Here is an 18,358-nt window from a genome sequence, read left to right as displayed (position 1 = left end):
TTTTAGATCCTTTCTACTTTTATCATATTAGTATTACCAGTATTACCATCAATAAGACCACTAGTGAATACTATATTGTCACCTGAATTAAGTTCAAAGATTTTGCCGGCTTCGACAAGATCGTTAGCAAACATCTCTTCAGTTGACTCAAATGTCTCACATAATACAGGTGTAACACCCCAGCTTAAGTTTAATTTTCTCCAGCCTTTTTTAGAAGTTGTCAGACCAAGGATATCAACTGGACATCTGAAACGGCTAACCATTCTAGCTGTCTGACCTGTAAGTGAGTTAACAATAATACATTTTGCTTTAACGTCAATAGCCATTGAACATGTAGCATGTGAAACAGCATCAACATTATTTTTCATTGTAAATTCAGCTTTTCTGAATCTGTTAGTATAATTAATATTCTTTTCAGTAAATTCAACTGTTTCAACCATGTTCTTGATTGATGCAACTGGGTATTTACCTGAAGCAGTTTCTCCAGAGAGCATAACTGCTGATGTTCCGTCATATACAGCATTGGCAATATCTGATAATTCAGCTCTTGTTGGTCTTGGATTGTAGATCATAGACTCAAGCATCTCAGTAGCTGTTATAACTCGTTTACCAAGCATACGACATTTATTGATAAGATATTTCTGAACAGAAGGAACTTCCATAGCTGGAATTTCAACACCAAGATCACCACGTGCGACCATTACGCCGTTTGCAATCTGGCATATTTCTTCTATATTATTAACACCGGAACGGTTTTCAATTTTGGCGATGATTTCTATGTCTTTACCACCATTTGCATCAAGAAACTCTCTCATATCAGCAACATCCTGTTTAGTAGATACAAAAGATGCAGCAACAAAATCAACGTCATTTTTAATACCAAAGAGGAGATCTTTTTTATCTTGTTCACTTAAAAAATCGTGTTTCATAACTTTACCAGGGAAATTCATACTCTTTCTGTTAGAAAGTTCTCCACCGATTACAACTCTACATTTTGCATCTGTATCGTTAAGTTCAGTTACTTCAAAGATAACAAGACCATTGTTGACAAGTATTTTATCTCCAACTTCAAGATTTTCCATAAGTTTATCATAGTTAACAGAGACGATACTTTCGTTACCAACGAGCTGTCTTGTTGTAAATGTAAATGTGTCATCATCTTTTAATGTGATTTTTTTATTTTCAAAAGTTCCTATTCTGTATTCAGGACCCTTAGTATCAAGCATAAGAGCTATTGGATAATTAAGTTCTTCTCTAACACTCTTAATCAGATCAATTTTCTGCTGATGTTCTTCGTGAGTTCCGTGTGAAAAGTTAAGTCTTGCTACATTCATACCAGCAAGGCACATATCCTTAAGTATTGCAGCATCTTCGCATGCAGGTCCAATTGTACAGATTACTTTGGTTTTTCTCATAATAATTCTCCATTCCTTTATTTTGTGTTACTGTTGTTTTTCTCCCTTTTGGAATGACCATTTTCATACCACCATCCAAAGATACCGGCAAAAGCAACAACTACACATAATATACCTACAACTATATTTTCCATGATAACCTCCATTAAGGAGTATACAGAAAAACTGGCAGCATACCTGTTGATTTGTATACTCCGTTTCACTGTTTAATAATAATTTTAGAAAATAAATCTATTAACATATTGATGTAATAATTGGGATATATGCGCGTTTTTTGCCATCACTTTTGTGGATGAAATCAATTATTAATTCCATCGGGAACAACATTTTTAGTAATAAAATATCAAAAATTGTATAAATCTTTGATTTATATAAAACAAACAGAGCAGCACATAATAAGAATAATGTGAGTCTGTTGTTCCATTGCTTAATGTAATTATATGATGAATTATCCTGTTTTATGGTATACGAATGTATACGAGGGATATCAGTAGTAAAAAACTGTGTATGCTGTGTATTTAACGAGATTGATATAGTAAGAGAATTGTCATAATTTATATAATTATAGACACTTAGAGCATCGGCATTTTGTTTTTCGCAGAATATTGTGGATATAAGTATTGATATAGCAAAGATGAAACATAATATTTTGTTAATCTTATTCCGCATTGCAGACACTCCCTTCTAATTAGTATGTTTTTTTATTAACAATGTCATAGTATCAGATTTCAAAAAAAAATACAATTGAAATTTTTTGTTTTGTAATAATAACATAAATCTTTGTTAAAAATGACAAAAAATGTATTGACATATATACAATATTAAATTAGAATAGACAACAGATTGTGAGCAAAAGCCGCATGAAGGGGCACACCACCACGGGTGTGTTTCTTTGTGTGGCTTTTTTTCGTATATGAATGTTTTTGAGTCAGAAAACTTTGTGTAAATTTGCGTAAAGAGACGCTAAGAACTAAAAATATATACGAATTGTTTGTATCATAATAGATAGTTTTATATTGAAGTGTATTTTATAAGATAGAGCGTAAAACCCACTATCTTTAGGTGATGGGTAGTTCACTAAAGCATATTTTCAAAGTGAAGTAAATATATGAAACTGTCCAAAAAGAATATAGAAGAAAGGGAAGAGAACATGATAAAAGTTAATGGAAAAGAAATTGATATTAAAGAAATAAGTCTTGAAGAGTATCTTACAGATTCTAAATATGACTTAAAACGTGTGGCTGTTGAATTAAACGGTGAAATAGTACCAAAGAGTATTTATAATCAAGTGATTCTTAAGGATGGAGATCACATAGAAGTAGTAAGCTTTGTTGGAGGTGGCTGATATGATTCCAAGTAGAGAACAGATGCAAAAGGCATTATGCGAGCGGCATGGTACTAAAATGCAAGAGAGATTTAATAATGCTAAGGTTACAATATGTGGACTTGGAGGTCTTGGCTCTAATATAGCAATAGCACTTGCAAGAGCCGGTGTTGGGCATCTTCATCTTATTGATTTTGATAAGGTTGATATAAGTAATCTTAACCGACAGCAATATTTTACAGATCAGCTTGATATGTATAAGACAGATGCTATGAAAGAGAATCTTGCAAGAATTGCTCCGTATGTTGAAGTGACCTGTGAATGTATGAAGATTACAGAAGATGTTATACCTGGACTTTTTGATGATGCAGATATTATATGTGAGGCATTTGACAGACCGGAAGCAAAAGCAATGCTTGTTAATGGAGTATTGTGTGAGTATCCGGATAAGAAGATAGTGTCTGGTTCCGGAATGGCAGGGCTTGACTCAGCGAATAAGATACATACAAGAAAAGTTATGAAGAATTTCTATCTTTGTGGAGATGAAGAAGCTGATTCCTGTATGGGACTATCACTTGTGTCAGCAAGAGTCCTCGTATGTGCAGCTCATGAAGCTACAATGATACTTAGACTTATAGCCGGAGAGACTGAAGTATAGATTATAGAATCAGATAGCAGCAAAGTGGTTTATATGTTAGTTATTACCATTTTGTAATGCATAATTATCTGATATACAAAAAATATAGTATGGGAGAAATATTGAGATGAATAATACAAATATAGAAGACAAATTAATACTTGGTGGACATGAATTTACGTCAAGATTTATTCTTGGTTCAGGAAAATATTCAATGAATCTTATAAAAGCAGCTGTAAGAGATGTAGGAGCACAGATAGTTACACTTGCATTAAGACGTGCTAATACAAAGGAACATGAGAATATCCTTGATTATATACCTGATAATGTTACACTTTTACCTAATACATCAGGAGCAAGAAACGCTGATGAAGCAGTAAGAATAGCAAGACTTGCAAGAGAACTTGGCTGTGGTGACTTTGTAAAGATTGAGATAATGAGAGATTCTAAATATCTTCTTCCTGATAATAATGAGACAATTAAGGCAACAGATATACTTGCAAAAGAAGGTTTTGTTGTAATGCCATATATGTATCCGGATCTTTATGCTGCGAGAGCATTAGAGAATGCCGGAGCAGCCTGTATTATGCCACTTGCCGCACCTATAGGTTCTAATAAGGGACTTGCAACAAAAGAATTCATACAGATACTTATAGATGAGACAGAACTTCCAGTAATTGTAGATGCAGGAATAGGAAGACCATCACAGGCATGTGAAGTAATGGAGATGGGTGCAGCAGCAGTTATGGCAAATACAGCACTTGCAACAGCCGGTGATATACCACTTATGGCTATGGCATTTAGGGATGCTATTATAGCAGGAAGAAAAGCATATCTTGCAGGACTTGGAAGAGTTATAAGCAGAGGCGGAGAATCGTCAGATCCGCTTACAGGATTTTTAAGAGATTAGATAGATAGTATCTTGCAATATAATACCTTAGAGGCAATATTTGGTTAATAATTAAGCAAAATATTACTCTAAGGTAAATACAGAATTAAGATGGAGATAATTAAGATGGAAAATCAGTTTTTGATAGATTCAGATAAACTTAGCGAAAAGGCTCTTGAGAAGAAACATAGACTTGAGAATGATCCTTCATCAAGAACAAATCATATGGAATATATGGAAGGAATGGAGAGAATTAATTCTGATGTAATGGAGAAAGTTATGTCACAGATGAAATCTTATGATCCTTCTGGCTATACAGAGAAAGATGTACTCGTGGCACTTTCGCATGAGAGATGTACAATAGAAGACTTTAAAGCATTATTAAGTCCGGCAGCAGAGCCATATCTTTCGCAGATGGCAGTAAGAGCCAAAGTAGAGACAGAGAGACATTTTGGCAATACAGTATATATTTTTACACCATTATATATTGCAAATTACTGTGAGAATTACTGTGTATATTGTGGTTTTAATTGCTATAATGATATAAAACGTATGCAGCTTAATATGGAACAGATTGAAAAAGAGATGAAAGTAATAGCTGATTCAGGAATGGAAGAGATTCTTATCCTTACAGGAGAAAGTCCTGTAAAGAGCAGTGTAAAATATATTGGAGAAGCAGTAAAGATTGCATCAAGATATTTTAAAATGACAGGACTTGAGATATATCCTGTTAATTCAGATGATTACAGATACTTAAAAGAATGTGGAGCAGATTATGTTACGGTATTTCAAGAGACTTATGATACTGATAAATATGAGACATTACATCTTATGGGGCATAAAAGAGTATGGCCATATCGATTTGAAGCTCAGGAGAGAGCACTTATGGGAGGAATGCGAGGTGTAGGTTTTTCAGCACTTTTAGGCTTATCTGATTTTAGAAAAGATGCACTTGCAACAGCACTTCATGTATATTATCTTCAAAGAAAATATCCACATGCTGAGATGAGTCTGTCATGTCCACGACTTCGTCCAATAATTAACAATGATAAGATAAATCCTCTTGATGTACATGAGACACAGCTTTGTCAGATCTTGTGTGCATATAGAATATTTCTTCCATACGTAGGAATTACAGTTTCTTCAAGAGAGAGCGAGACTTTTAGAAATGGTATTGTAAAAATAGCGGCAACCAAAGTATCAGCAGGTGTATCAACAGGAATCGGCGATCATGAGAGTAAATATAATAAAGCGGATTGCAATAATGATAGTAAAGATAATGATTTGCAGGATAATACAGGTGATGAGCAATTTGAGATTAATGATGGAAGAAGTTTTGACAAGATGTATAATGATATGACTAAGGAAGGACTTCAGCCAGTGCTGAATGATTATCTATATGTATAGAGTGATGTGTTTTACCAATAGAAAACTGTGTGATGAAGACTATATTAAGAGATTGACAGATATAGCTTATTCGGAGATATCAGCAACAGTTTTAAGAGAAAAAGATCTTAGTGAAGATGAATATTATGAACTTGCAAAGAAAGTAAATGAAATATACAAAAAAGCAGGAAAAACATTAATATTACATAATTTTTATAAAGTTGCAAAAAGACTAGATATAGATAAAATTCATCTGCCACTTTCAGTACTTGAGAGTATGAATGAAGAGGAGAGAGCATATTTTAAAATTCTTGGAGCATCCTGTCATAGTATAGAAGATGCAGTTAAAGCACAAAAGCATGGATGCACTTATATAACAGCAGGACATATATATGCAACTGATTGCAAGAGGGGAGTAAGTCCAAGAGGACTTGATTTTTTAAGAGAGATAACACATAAAGTAGATATACCAGTGTGGGCGATTGGCGGAATATCAATGGATAATATTGAAGAAGTGGTTAGTTGTGGTGCATATGGCGGATGCATTATGAGTGGATTTATGAAGAATGATTATGAGACTTTGAAAAGTAATTTGTTCACATACTTTTCATAAACGTGACATTTCTTAAAAAGAGGACTTTGTTAGTCATATTTTCACAAAAACTGCCAGAATAGCCAAGTCCTTTGTAAAGTTGTGTGCATAGAATATGATGTACTCTAAAATTCATGATACAGTCTCCTATCTAGTTTTTTACATGCAGTCATTATTGTTACTGTGAACTACCCATATCTAAAGGTAAAGGGTAGTTCAATCTAGCTTATAAAAATAGTCTTTCAACTATCTGGAATGCTTTTTTAGTTGTATCAGTTTTTTATAGTAAAGTCAATAATTAGTTAAAGAACAAAATGTAGCATTAAAAAAAGCAGGCTAATGTCGATAAAAACTATGAAGTATGGGAAATTGATAATAATCATCATGGAGGAACAGATAATGAAAAAGAAAAAGTCAGATAATAAGATTATTATAAAAAAGATTACAGCAGGTGTTATTGCACTGGCAATTGTAATGGCAGGTGTTTTTACAACAAAAGCAGTTATTAAGAAGATAGATACGAAGAAAAGGCATGAACAGCTTGTGAAGATGAATGAAGAAGGAGCGGATACAGTTAATGAACTTTATCTTAATATGGGTGATCAGAAAGTCATGGTAGGCGCTACGATTCAGGTTGAAGCGTATGTTGTTCCACAAACAGAGCTTGCAGCATCAGTAGAATTCTCAAGTTCAGACAGTAATATTTTTACAGTAACACAACTTGGAATGATTACAGTAAATAGTGCCGGTAAAGCTGTACTTACAGCAAAAACAGGTAATCTTGCTACATCAATAACAATCGAAGGTGTGACAGATGAAGCAGAGGTTACGAGTGAACCATCAGTTAAGATACTTCCAAAAGAATATGCAGGAATAAGCGGAAGTGCAACATTAAAGCCACAATCAGCAAATGTAGTATACAATGGACAAGATAATGATATATTGCAGGAAGATGATGCATCAGACGAGCCTAATGGTGACCAAGAAGCAGGTAATGGCAATACGTCCATAGGTGTCGATGCTGTGATACCTGAGACAGAACCAGATCTTTCGCCGGAAGAACTACAAAGAGTAAGAGAAAATATAGAGAATTATGGTTTCACAAAATGTCAGGATTCATCATATGCAATATATAATGATGGAGATTATTATGGTCAGGTAATTGTAGATTCAAAAGCAATATATATAGGTATCAAATCTAACTCTGACATGACAGATGAAGCATTTAAAAATGTATTAAGAACTGTTTTGCCTGAAAGTTATGAAAACTGCTTTTCAATATATAAAGCAGCTACTAATGACAGAGTAATGATAATGGATAATCATAAAGTGAATATAATGACCGGTGGAGATCATACATTTATTAATATATATGCAATTGATAACTAAGAAGGTATATGAATGATAATACGTGAATGATTCAGCCTATAAGCTTATAACGAGATAACTAAGCCCCTGTGTGAATATGTATATTTGAACTTATGATACTTATGATAAAAAAATAACAATATCATAAGTGTCAGATTGATAATATACAATAGGTACGCAGGGGCTTATATAAGTAATATGGTAATCTTTTACTAAGCATTAAAAAGAGCATTAAAAAGATTTACATAATATATTAGCATTTCAATCAAAAAAATATCGTAATTGTACAAAACTTATGATATAATGGGTGTAAGTAATTCGCTATTCAAAGAAAATAGAGGATATGTTATATTGAATATTGTATATTAAAAATTGATTGCCAATATACAAAAATATTAATATTAACGACTAAATGTGCTTAAATGTACTCATGGAGGTAACGTTATGAACACATCAAATAATACTAATTACAAACCCAAGGATTTTGCTGAATTGCTAGGAGTCTCTGTTAAAACATTACAACGTTGGGATAGAGAAGGGATTCTAAAAGCAAATCGTACTCCAACTGATAGACGTTATTACACTTATGACCAATATCTTCAATTCAAAGGTATAGAGACAGAAAGTGACAATCGTAAGAATGTCATTTATGCCAGAGTGTCTACGAAAAAACAAAAAGACGACTTACAAAACCAAGTGACATTTTTACGACAATTTTGTAATGCCAGAGGTATCATTGTAGACCAATGCATTGAGGATTATGGAAGTGGACTTGATTACAATCGTAAAAAGTGGAATCAACTATTAGATGAAGTGATGGAACAAAAGATAAAAACTATTATAATCACGCATACAGATCGATTTGTTCGCTTTGGTTATGATTGGTTTGAACAATTCTGTATGAAGTTTAACACAAATATTATTGTGGTAAATAATGAGGAATTATCACCAAAGGAAGAACTTGTACAGGACATTGTGTCAATTTCCGACGATTTCTCTTGTAGCTTGTATGGTCTTCGCAAGTATAAAAAACAAATAGAAAAAGACGAGGAAATTGCAAAAGAGATTCAAAACAAAGATAAATCCGACAACTAGACAAAAAATCAGAATTAACAAGATTATAAATAATGGCAATGCTGGTATCGGAATAGATTTAGAATTAAAAGATTTTGCAATTATATCAGATGGTAAAATCTATAAGAATATTAATAAATTAGCAAAAATAAGAAAATTAACAGGCGACTGCGTAGAGAGCAAAGATGTCTTTCTCGCAAATATGAGAATTTAAGGAAAGGAGAATCCACTCAGAAGAATATACGAAAGCGAAAGCTAAAAGAGATGAAAATGGTATTGTTGCAAAGCAATAAAGAATGGCTTAAAGTTTTCGGACAGAATCTACAGATATTTGTATGGTTATGTGGAAGATAGAAAATCTTCAAATTTTTGATATGCTTAGTATATTGAAATACCTTTTGAGTGGTAGCGAATATATGCTTAATGAAGAAAAGATAAAGCTCATGACAAAGACATCCATTTACGAAAAAAAGAGAAACAAAGATATTACAATTGCAGAAAAGTATTTTAAGACAGATTATATTACATATAGTATGATAAAAACAGCTGTGGCAGTTACAATAGGCTATATGGTTTCTCTACTTATTTTTGTTATATGGAGAGCTGAAGAACTTGTAAAACTTATAAGCAAAGCAGATTATTTTGAAGTTGTAAAAAGAATAATTATTATGTATGTAATAGTGCTTGCTATATATATGTTGATATCATTTGCCATATATACATTAAAGTATGACAGAGCCAAGAGATATCTCAAAGTATATTCATCAAGACTTAAGAAGATAGAAAAAATTGATGATGAAGAATTAAGTATGACAGGAAGATTGGGAGGAACAGTTAATAATGACGAATATACTGGAATTTAAAGAAAAATTAAAGCACTTTTATGCAAAATATGATGTATACATAGTGCCGGCTATCAAATTTATAATAGCATTTGTGGCACTTACGATAATAAAAGAGAATGTAGGATATATGAAACAACTTAATAATGTGGTTATAATACTTCTTATATCACTTATGTGTTCAGTGCTTCCTGCTAATAGTATATCAATATTTTCAATGATATTCATTATACTTAATATGTCGGCAGTATCAGTAGAAGCAGCAGTTGTAGCACTCATACTTATGTTTGTTATGTTTCTTTTGTATTTTAGATTCTCGCCAAACATGGGATATTTGCTTGTAATTACTCCAATAATGTTTTTTATAAAGATACCATATCTTGTTCCAATAATTGTAGGACTTCTTTGTAATTTTACAGCAATTGTACCGATATCTTTTGGTGTCGTTGTATACTATGTATTGTATTTTGTAAAAGCTAATTCAGCGGCACTTAGCAGTTATTCAGCAGATAATATCATATCAAGAGTAACTTTTATACTAGATGGTATAATTAATAACAAATCCATGTTAGTAGTTATTGTAGGATTTGCCATAACAGTTGCGATTGTATATATAATAAGAAAACTTTCTATAGATCATGCATGGTTAATTGCTGTTATAACAGGAGGAATTGTAGAGATAATAATGATAATAATCGGTGATTATATGTTCTCAATAGAGATAGCACTTGCTGAACTTATAATTGGAACAGTTATATCAATTATACTTGGAATTTTCTTCCAGTTTTTTGTATTTTCTGTAGATTATTCAAGAACTGAGAATGTACAGTTTGAAGATGATGATTATTACTATTATGTCAAAGCAGTACCAAAGATTAATGTTACACAGACTAACAAGAAAGTTAAGAAGATTAATGAGAGAAATATGACAGAAGTAACAGACAGAAAGAAAACAGATATAGATAAAAGAGAACAAAGCAAACACATTAGAGATAAAAAATAATATTTACAGTTTACTATATAACAGTAAAACCAAAACTGTGACGATAAGCATATGACATAAATAAAAAACTAAGAAAAAATTAATATTTTGAAAAGAATATTTAAAGAATAATTGAAGATATGTGTTTATAATAGGAAACTGGTAAATAAAGAAAAGGAGATTAAGTATGACACAGTTTGAAAAAATAACAGAATTTTTTAAAAATGATGTGTTGGAATTTTACTGGCCAGAAGTTCATCCAACAGATATTGTAGAACTAATCATCCTGTCTTTTTTGATTTATCAGTTGATTATCTGGATTAAGAATACAAGAGCCTGGACACTGTTAAAAGGTATAGTAGTTATAGGCGTTTTCGTAATACTGGCATTTATATTTAAGCTCAATACGATATTATGGATAGCTAGTAAGACAATTAATGTTGGTATAATAGCGATAGTAATCATATTCCAGCCTGAACTCAGAAAAGCATTAGAGCAGCTTGGAAGAAAGAATATATTAACTAATATAATATCATTTGATGATGGAAAAGAGACAGATGCCAATTTTACAGATAAGACAATCAACGAACTAGTGCGAGCATGTTTTGAACTTGGCAAGACTAAGACAGGAGCACTTATAGTAATAGAACAGAATACACCACTTGCCGAATTTGAGAGAACAGGCATACCAATAGATGCGATAGTAACAAGTCAGCTTCTTATTAATATATTTGAACATAATACACCATTACATGATGGAGCTGTAATAGTAAGAAACAACAGAGTTGTCTCAGCAACATGCTATCTTCCGCTTACAGAGAGCATGGAACTTAGTAAAGAACTTGGAACAAGACACAGAGCAGGCGTTGGAATAAGTGAAGTATCTGATTCAGTTACGCTCATTGTCTCAGAAGAAACAGGTAAAGTATCAGTGGCAGCGGGTGGTAAATTAGTAAGAAATGTTGATGGAGATTACCTTAAGAAGAGACTTTCCGAACTTCAGAAAAAAGGTGGAGATACTAGGAAATTTAGAAGATTAAGGGGGCGACTGAAGAATGAAAAAGAAAATATTCAATAATCTTATTTTTAAAATTGCCGCAGTAATATCAGCCATTGTACTTTGGCTGATAATAGTTAATGTAGATAACCCGACAACAACAAGAACAATATATAATATTCCTGTTAATCTTAAGAATACAGAGACACTTGACGATGCAGGGACAGCGTATGATATAATATCTGGTGACACAGTAGCTATCCAGGTTAAAGGACCTCGTAACCTTATAGATAGCCTGAAGGCATCAGATTTTGTTGCGAGTGCAGATATAGATGCAAGAGAGATAACAGATACAGTGCCAATTGAAGTTACATGTACGAAGAACAACGTAACATGTATTAAGAATACGCCCACAGTGTTAAAATTAAGCCTTGAAGATATAGATGAGAAGACATTCGATATAGAAGTAGAAGTTGCAGGCAACCCGGCAGAAGGTTTTGCAGTCGGAAGTGCAAAAGCATCACGTAATAAGATAAGAATAAGAGGTCCTGTTTCACAACTTAACCTTATAAGCAAAGTTGTAGCAAGGATTGATGTAAGTGCAGCGGTAACAGATCTTGATGAGAATGCACCAATAAGAATCTATGATGGTAATGGTGAAGAGATTGATATAGAAAAATCAAAACTTGAGATAAGTATATCAGACGTTATAGTCTCAGCACAGATTTTAAAGACGAAGACAATACCAGTTAAGCTTACAGTATCAGGCGAGACAGAAACAGACTATAGATATACAGGAATGAATTATTCACCAAAGAATATAACAGTCGCAGGATATGACGATGATTTGAAACAGATAACAGCTTTAACAATACCTAGTGATGTTATAAGTATAAAAGGGCTTACAGAGACTACTAATAAGCAGATAACAATAAGTTCATATCTTCCGGCAGGAATAAGCGTAGTATCAGACTTATCAACAATTGATGTTACACTTAATATTGAGCCTGTGCTTACACAGGAAGTAACAATAAGCAAAGATAGTATTACAGTTAATGGTAAATCGGATTTATTGGATTATAGTTATAGTGACAATAATGATTTGATTATACAGGTAAAAGGAATAGCTGAAGAACTTGAAGAGTTGGATGCTGCCAATATAAAAGCGGCTATTAATGTATCCGGATTAGTACCAGGTTCACATTCTGTAAAAGTGACATTTGAGACAACAGGTTCATATAAAATAAGTGATGAATATTTTGTTGCCGTTAATGTTGCAGAAAAAACAGCACCACCAGATGATAGTGCTTCACAATCACAGCAGAATGAATCAGAGACAGCAGCAAGATAAATAAAAGTTAGGAGTTACAGATTATGTCAAGAATTTTTGGAACAGATGGAGTAAGAGGTATAGCGAATAAAGAATTAACAGTAGAACTTGCAATGAACCTCGGAAAGGCAGGAGCATGTGTTCTCACAAAAGAGATGGAACATAAACCGACTATTTTAGTTGGATGCGATACAAGAATATCAGGAGAGATGCTTTCAAGTGCACTTATGGCAGGTATATGTTCAGTAGGTGCTAATGCTGTATATGTTGGAGTACTTCCAACTCCTGCAGTAGCATATCTCACGAGAAAATACAACTATGATGCAGGTGTAGTTATATCAGCATCACACAATCCGGTTGAATATAATGGAATTAAATTCTTCAGCGGAGAAGGTTACAAACTTCCAGATGCAATGGAAGATGAGATAGAAGAGTTAATGAAGAATCCGTCACAGTATCCGGCTCCGGTTGGAGAAGAAGTAGGAAGAATAGAATACAGATATGAAGCAAAGGAAGCATATATAGAATTTGCAAAAGAAGTAGTTCCTGTAGATCTTAAAGGCGTTAAGATGGTAGTTGACTGTGCAGAAGGAGCATCTCATTATACATCGATTAAGACATTCAAAGATCTTGGAGCAGAAGTAGTAGCAATTCATAATAATCCGGATGGAACTAACATTAATAAAGAATGTGGTTCAACACATCTTCACGAACTACAAGAGAGAGTTGTGGCAGAAGAAGCTATGTTAGGTCTTGCATTTGATGGAGATGCTGACAGACTTTTAGCAGTTGATGCAAAAGGTAATGTAGTAGATGGAGATCAGATAATGGCTATATGCGCACTTGATATGAAAAATGAAGGAAGATTAAAGTCAGATACAGTAGTGGCAACAGTAATGAGTAATCTTGGATTCTTCATTATGGGTGAAAAGAATGGAATTAATATTGAAAAAACTAAAGTTGGAGATAGATATGTTCTTGAACTTATGAAAAAAGACAACTACAACCTTGGTGGAGAACAATCAGGACATATAATATTCCTTGATGAGAATACAACAGGTGATGGCCTTATAAGTGCACTTCATCTATTATCAGTAATTGTAAAAACAGGTAAATCATTAGAAGAACTAGCATCTGTAATGACAGTTCTTCCACAGTCATTAATCAATGCAAAAGTGCCTAATGATAAAAAGGATAAATATACAGATTATCCAAAGATCGTAGAAGCAATTGCAAAACTTGAAGAAAAATTTGCAGGTGAAGGAAGAGTACTTATACGTCCATCAGGAACAGAACCACTTGTAAGAGTAATGATAGAAGGAAAAGACCAAAAAGAGATAGAGAAGGATGCAAAAGAGCTTGCAGATCTCATTGTAGCTACAATAAAATAACAGGAGTAAAAAATGGTAAACGAAAAAGTAAAAGTAAAGAATTTGCTTGGTTTTCACATGCGTCCGGCAGGAATGCTGTGCAACGAAGCAATCAAATACAAATCAAAAATAACATTTGCAAAAGATGGAAATAAAACCAACGCAAAAAGTGTATTAAGTGTATTAGGTGCATGTGTAAAATGTGGAGATGAGATAGAACTTTGTTGTGAAGGAGAAGATGAGGAAGAAGCATTAAAAGCACTTGTATCACTTATAGAGAGTGGTTTGGGAGAATAGAATATGGAAGACATAGATAATAAGACAACTGATATCAAACCATCAAACAGTGAGCTTGATAAAAAAAGAAACTCACTAAAAGAATACACAGTTGATGTTATAATACCAACATATAAGCCGGATGATAGATTGATAAATAATATCAAAAAGCTTCAGACACAGACATATCCAGTTAATAAGATAATACTGATAAATACATGCAAGGAATACATGAAAGAGGAAGATTTTTCATGTATTCCAAAACTATGTATACATCATATAGGATTAGAAGAATTTGATCATGGAGCTACCAGAGATCTAGGAATGCAAATGTCAGATGCAGATATTGTTGTGCTTATGACACAGGATGCAGTACCGGCAGATAATATGCTGATATCAAGTCTTGTAGATAGACTGTCAGATGAGAATATAGCTGTAGCATATGCAAAACAGTTACCTCGTGATGATTGTTCATATATAGAACGTTATACAAGAAGATTTAACTATCCAGATGAAAGTTATGTAAAGACCAGGAAAGACATAGATAAAATGGGAATAAAAGCATATTTTTGTTCGGATGTATGTGCAGCATACAATAGGGAGACATACAATAAGCTTGGTGGTTTTATTAAAAAGACTATTTTTAATGAAGATATGATATATGCAGCAAAAGCGATTAATAATGGTTATGGTATATGTTATAGTGCCGACTCTAAAGTAATACATTCGCATAATTACACATGTATGCAGCAATTGAGACGTAATTTTGATTTAGGAGTATCACAAAAAGATAATCCACAGGTATTTGCAGATATAAAAAGTGAAAGTGAAGGAATGAAGCTTGTAAAATCTACAACAAAATACCTTATATCCACTAAAAAAGGTTATTTGATACCAAAATTCATAATAACATGTGGATTCAAATTCATCGGCTATAGACTTGGAAAGAACTACAACAAACTTCCAAAATGGCTTATAATGAGAATGACGATGGACAAAAAATACTGGACAAAATAGAGAGATGAAGGGAAGAAAGAAGACCAGATGAAAGTAGAGAAGAAAGATAAAGCATTTGCATTTTTATTCGGTGCATTAGTCGGATTAGTATTGTTTTACAAAATATATGGATATGGAGTTATAGGCATAACAAATGTTGAATGGCTGTTATCCGGAGGAGATCTTACAAGAAGCTATCTTGGATGGGTAAGTTACCGTAATTCACCATGGCATTTTCCATTATGGCTTACAGATAATCTGATTACCGGAGAAAGTGTATCAATACTTTATACAGGCTCAGTGCCACTTCTCGCAATAATATTTAAACTGTTTAGAAGCATACTTCCGGTACATTTTCAATATTTTGGATTATATGGTTTAATATGTTTTATTATACAGGGCGGACTTAGTGCAATAATTTTTAGAAAATATACTAAGAATTATTTGTATTGTGCATTAGGAGCAGTGCTAATGATAGTATGCCCTGTACTTCTTGAAGATATGTTTACAGATATGTCATTTGCAGGACATTTTGTGGTACTTGTTCCAATATACTTATGGGTATATAGAGAAGATTTTAAAGAACTTCAGACAAAGATATATGTCGGAATAGCATTAGGAATTTTAGCAGTATTTGTATCATATTATTTCTTCGTTATTATGGGAATAGTTCTTTTAGGATATGCAGTAGAAGAAGCGATAACCGATAAGAAAATTGGAGGTTCATTAGTATTAATGGTATTCTATGCAATAACATTTATACTAGGTTTTGCAGTTTTAGGCGGATTTCACAATCAATTTTCAGATACACATATAGATGGAACAATGAACAATACTAATCTTAATGCATTGTGGAATACTAATGGGTTCGGAACAGCGGCAACTAATATTATGCAAAAACAGACAGGAACATTCTTCTTAAAGGGATTATCACTTGCAAGTTCAGGCCAACATGATGGTTTTGCATACTTAGGACTTGGAATTATATTTATGCTCATAGGTTCAGGAAGCATATATCTTCTTGATTTTAAAAAAGATAAATTAAAAGATAAAGTGTCCGCAGGTAGAATATTCGGAATGATAACGATAATTATAGTGACACTTGTATTTGCTATAGGCAGTTCGTTAACATTTGGCGTCACACAGATAGCCGAGATAAGCTATCAGTCACAATTTCAGCAATTAATAGGAATGTTTAAACATAGTGGAAGGTTTATCATAATAATCGTATATATGATAACACTATTTGGAATAGCTAATCTTATAAAACAAAACAAACCCTATGCAATAGTAGTAGTTCTTGTTGGAGCTATAATATTACAGACATTTGATATAAAAAATATATGTGGTGATTATAGCAGATATAATTACACATCGACAATAGACACAGGTGCATTAGATACACTTGGATGCAATAATGTAGTTATAATAGGTAATGCAGATTATGCATATACTAAAACTGGATATGATTTAGCAATATATGCAGTAACCAATAAAAAATCAATTAATATGTTCCCATTATCACGTTCTATGTATGATAAGACAACACAGATTGTACAATCATACATGTATGAGCTTGAAAGTGGAGTAGCAAGACCATCAACATTATACATATTTGCAGATGCAACAGCCAACCCATGGAATTACAGTTGTCTGAATCTTTATCAGGTAAATGGAATAATAGTAGGCGTATCAAAATAAGAAATTTATTTGAATGATAAAAACTGATATTTCCACCTTGTAGAACTAAATTGATATTAAAAAATGGTTAATTGTAAGAGTTACTTCACTTTGTGAGATTTACTTCTACCTTATAGAACTAAAATAGTCAACTGTAAAAGTTACCCCCACTTTGTGAGACTTACTTCCACCTGTAGAACTAAAATAGTCAATTATAAAAGTTACCTCCACTTTGTGAGGCTTACTTCCACCTGTAGAACTAAATTCCATGAGGTGGAAGTTTTTTGTTCCAGAAAAGTATGGTTTTCTTAATCCAGATGATATTATTAGAACTTATAAGGAGTTTTTTTGTTCCGGAAAAGTATGGTTTTCTATCAAAAATGCGTAGGACTCCGGCTTTTTTATAAGTTAGAGTCTACCTTCCCACTACCTTTAGGTGATGGGGGTCTGCAAGCGCAAGTAGTTTTTGTATTGTTAGAGCGTATCAACGCTATCTTTAGGTGATGGGTAGTTCGCTGTTAACTTTGGATACAGTAGTACAGCTCCTAAAAATCCGTTTACCAATGGCTTTAAAACTCATGTTTTCGTTAAGGAAATGTTCAATTACGTATCTTTCATCTAAAATTAAATGTTTATTCTTGTTTTTATTCATATATCTCTCTTGTTCCTGGCGGAGTTTAGAGATGCATGAACAGGAATAAGATAACATTAAGAATAAGTAACTTCCACAGCTGATTTTCAGAAGTAGTAACTTTCACGACAAGCCATATAGGGGTGGAAGTTAGTTTTACAAATGAGCTATAAAATAAAAAAAGTTAAAAAAGAGGTTGACATAACTTGTATGGTATGATATCATCTATCTTGCTGTTGAGGCAAAGCCTTAGAAAATAAGGCAAAACGAAGAACTTAATATATAAAATTAACTGGGGAATTGATTTTCACATTGGTTAAAAATAAAAAAGTTTTTCAAAAAAGTTCTTGACAGACAATCACGAATGTGATAAGATATAAAAGTTGCTGATGAACAGTAACAAACACAGAACTTTGAAAATTTAACAATAAAACAACCTTGAAAATTCCGGTTCCAACGAAGTTGGAACGAGAACATTTTTGAAAAAGTTGTGCTGAACTTAAAACAGTAAAAGCGAGGATAAATTAGCCAAGAGTTGATTTTGAATCAGATTCAAACTTTATTTGAGA

18 protein-coding genes are annotated in these 18,358 nt (G+C 32.9%); 16 read left to right on the top strand and 2 right to left on the bottom strand.

Annotated features, from left to right (window positions below; genetic code table 11):
* Positions 1–2: 2 nt before the first annotated feature.
* Positions 3–1,415, bottom strand: coding sequence for a pyruvate kinase (gene pyk, locus KQI85_RS11415; protein WP_216576219.1), 1,413 nt, complete (start codon positions 1,413–1,415; stop codon positions 3–5).
* Between the two features lie 1,150 nt (positions 1,416–2,565).
* Here pyk and thiS point away from each other — a divergent pair.
* From thiS to KQI85_RS11335, 16 genes are all read left to right on the top strand, one after another.
* Entirely contained in the window at positions 2,566–2,760 is a 195-nt protein-coding gene (gene thiS / locus KQI85_RS11410; RefSeq protein ID WP_216576276.1) for a sulfur carrier protein ThiS, read from the top strand.
* 1 nt (position 2,761) lies between these two features.
* The gene (gene thiF, locus KQI85_RS11405; protein ID WP_216576218.1) at positions 2,762–3,397 is read left to right on the top strand and encodes a sulfur carrier protein ThiS adenylyltransferase ThiF; all 636 of its coding nucleotides are present in this window, start codon (positions 2,762–2,764) and stop codon (positions 3,395–3,397) included.
* A 106-nt stretch (positions 3,398–3,503) separates the two neighbouring features.
* A complete protein-coding gene (locus KQI85_RS11400; RefSeq protein WP_216576217.1) occupies positions 3,504–4,286 on the top strand; it encodes a thiazole synthase in 783 nt (260 codons plus the stop codon).
* A 105-nt stretch (positions 4,287–4,391) separates the two neighbouring features.
* Entirely contained in the window at positions 4,392–5,672 is a 1,281-nt protein-coding gene (thiH, locus tag KQI85_RS11395; protein ID WP_216576216.1) for a 2-iminoacetate synthase ThiH, read from the top strand.
* Positions 5,665–6,264 (top strand): thiamine phosphate synthase, encoded by a 600-nt coding sequence (locus KQI85_RS11390; protein WP_216576215.1) that lies wholly within the window; start codon positions 5,665–5,667, stop codon positions 6,262–6,264. Before thiH ends, KQI85_RS11390 begins: the two co-directional genes overlap by 8 nt.
* Before the next feature lie 378 nt (positions 6,265–6,642).
* On the top strand, positions 6,643–7,632 hold the full coding sequence (locus KQI85_RS11385; protein WP_216576214.1) for an Ig-like domain-containing protein: 990 nt from the start codon (positions 6,643–6,645) through the stop codon (positions 7,630–7,632).
* A 423-nt stretch (positions 7,633–8,055) separates the two neighbouring features.
* A complete protein-coding gene (locus KQI85_RS11380) occupies positions 8,056–8,706 on the top strand; it encodes an IS607 family transposase (RefSeq protein ID WP_216576213.1) in 651 nt (216 codons plus the stop codon).
* Positions 8,666–8,899, top strand: coding sequence for a hypothetical protein (locus KQI85_RS11375; RefSeq protein WP_371820618.1), 234 nt, complete (start codon positions 8,666–8,668; stop codon positions 8,897–8,899). The genes KQI85_RS11380 and KQI85_RS11375 overlap by 41 nt, the downstream gene beginning before the upstream one ends.
* A 202-nt stretch (positions 8,900–9,101) precedes the next feature.
* A complete protein-coding gene (locus KQI85_RS11370) occupies positions 9,102–9,548 on the top strand; it encodes a hypothetical protein (RefSeq protein WP_216576212.1) in 447 nt (148 codons plus the stop codon).
* Positions 9,526–10,530, top strand: coding sequence for a hypothetical protein (locus KQI85_RS11365; RefSeq protein ID WP_216576211.1), 1,005 nt, complete (start codon positions 9,526–9,528; stop codon positions 10,528–10,530). The genes KQI85_RS11370 and KQI85_RS11365 overlap by 23 nt, the downstream gene beginning before the upstream one ends.
* 166 nt (positions 10,531–10,696) lie before the next feature.
* Positions 10,697–11,587, top strand: a complete 891-nt coding sequence (cdaA, locus tag KQI85_RS11360; protein WP_216576210.1) for a diadenylate cyclase CdaA — start codon at positions 10,697–10,699, stop codon at positions 11,585–11,587.
* The gene (locus tag KQI85_RS11355; protein ID WP_216576209.1) at positions 11,565–12,857 is read left to right on the top strand and encodes a YbbR-like domain-containing protein; all 1,293 of its coding nucleotides are present in this window, start codon (positions 11,565–11,567) and stop codon (positions 12,855–12,857) included. The genes cdaA and KQI85_RS11355 overlap by 23 nt, the downstream gene beginning before the upstream one ends.
* Positions 12,858–12,880: 23 nt before the next feature.
* Positions 12,881–14,227 carry a phosphoglucosamine mutase gene (gene glmM / locus KQI85_RS11350; RefSeq protein ID WP_216576208.1) on the top strand — a complete coding sequence of 449 codons (1,347 nt, stop codon included), beginning with the start codon at positions 12,881–12,883 and terminating at the stop codon, positions 14,225–14,227.
* Positions 14,228–14,239: 12 nt separating this feature from the next.
* Positions 14,240–14,503: an HPr family phosphocarrier protein gene (locus KQI85_RS11345; protein ID WP_216576207.1), complete on the top strand. Its 264-nt coding sequence runs from the start codon at positions 14,240–14,242 to the stop codon at positions 14,501–14,503.
* A gap of 3 nt (positions 14,504–14,506) precedes the next feature.
* The gene (locus KQI85_RS11340; RefSeq protein WP_216576206.1) at positions 14,507–15,499 is read left to right on the top strand and encodes a glycosyltransferase family 2 protein; all 993 of its coding nucleotides are present in this window, start codon (positions 14,507–14,509) and stop codon (positions 15,497–15,499) included.
* Between the two features lie 27 nt (positions 15,500–15,526).
* Positions 15,527–17,179: a DUF6311 domain-containing protein gene (locus KQI85_RS11335; protein ID WP_216576205.1), complete on the top strand. Its 1,653-nt coding sequence runs from the start codon at positions 15,527–15,529 to the stop codon at positions 17,177–17,179.
* Between the two features lie 475 nt (positions 17,180–17,654).
* Here the strand turns inward: KQI85_RS11335 and KQI85_RS16985 are convergent, their stop codons facing one another.
* The gene (locus KQI85_RS16985; protein WP_216576204.1) at positions 17,655–17,810 is read right to left on the bottom strand and encodes a helix-turn-helix domain-containing protein; all 156 of its coding nucleotides are present in this window, start codon (positions 17,808–17,810) and stop codon (positions 17,655–17,657) included.
* Positions 17,811–18,358: the final 548 nt, after the last annotated feature.

Source organism: Falcatimonas sp. MSJ-15 (assembly GCF_018918265.1).
Taxonomy (GTDB): Bacteria; Bacillota; Clostridia; order Lachnospirales; family Lachnospiraceae; genus Falcatimonas.
Note: the sequence above shows the minus strand (reverse complement) of the source record. Positions and strands in the feature narration are given on the sequence as shown.

Excerpts from the sequence above, each read along its gene's own strand:
- thiS (WP_216576276.1), top strand. The coding sequence starts at position 2,566 with ATGATAAAAGTTAATGGAAAAGAAATTGATATTAAAGAAATAAGTCTT.
- cdaA (WP_216576210.1), top strand. The coding sequence starts at position 10,697 with ATGACACAGTTTGAAAAAATAACAGAATTTTTTAAAAATGATGTGTTG.
- thiH (WP_216576216.1), top strand. The coding sequence starts at position 4,392 with ATGGAAAATCAGTTTTTGATAGATTCAGATAAACTTAGCGAAAAGGCT.
- KQI85_RS11370 (WP_216576212.1), top strand. The coding sequence starts at position 9,102 with ATGCTTAATGAAGAAAAGATAAAGCTCATGACAAAGACATCCATTTAC.
- KQI85_RS11385 (WP_216576214.1), top strand. The coding sequence starts at position 6,643 with ATGAAAAAGAAAAAGTCAGATAATAAGATTATTATAAAAAAGATTACA.
- pyk (WP_216576219.1), bottom strand. The coding sequence starts at position 1,415 with ATGAGAAAAACCAAAGTAATCTGTACAATTGGACCTGCATGCGAAGAT.
- KQI85_RS11345 (WP_216576207.1), top strand. The coding sequence starts at position 14,240 with ATGGTAAACGAAAAAGTAAAAGTAAAGAATTTGCTTGGTTTTCACATG.
- KQI85_RS11365 (WP_216576211.1), top strand. The coding sequence starts at position 9,526 with ATGACGAATATACTGGAATTTAAAGAAAAATTAAAGCACTTTTATGCA.
- KQI85_RS11380 (WP_216576213.1), top strand. The coding sequence starts at position 8,056 with ATGAACACATCAAATAATACTAATTACAAACCCAAGGATTTTGCTGAA.
- KQI85_RS16985 (WP_216576204.1), bottom strand. The coding sequence starts at position 17,810 with ATGAATAAAAACAAGAATAAACATTTAATTTTAGATGAAAGATACGTA.
- KQI85_RS11390 (WP_216576215.1), top strand. The coding sequence starts at position 5,665 with ATGTATAGAGTGATGTGTTTTACCAATAGAAAACTGTGTGATGAAGAC.
- KQI85_RS11355 (WP_216576209.1), top strand. The coding sequence starts at position 11,565 with ATGAAAAAGAAAATATTCAATAATCTTATTTTTAAAATTGCCGCAGTA.
- glmM (WP_216576208.1), top strand. The coding sequence starts at position 12,881 with ATGTCAAGAATTTTTGGAACAGATGGAGTAAGAGGTATAGCGAATAAA.
- KQI85_RS11335 (WP_216576205.1), top strand. The coding sequence starts at position 15,527 with ATGAAAGTAGAGAAGAAAGATAAAGCATTTGCATTTTTATTCGGTGCA.
- KQI85_RS11340 (WP_216576206.1), top strand. The coding sequence starts at position 14,507 with ATGGAAGACATAGATAATAAGACAACTGATATCAAACCATCAAACAGT.
- KQI85_RS11400 (WP_216576217.1), top strand. The coding sequence starts at position 3,504 with ATGAATAATACAAATATAGAAGACAAATTAATACTTGGTGGACATGAA.
- thiF (WP_216576218.1), top strand. The coding sequence starts at position 2,762 with ATGATTCCAAGTAGAGAACAGATGCAAAAGGCATTATGCGAGCGGCAT.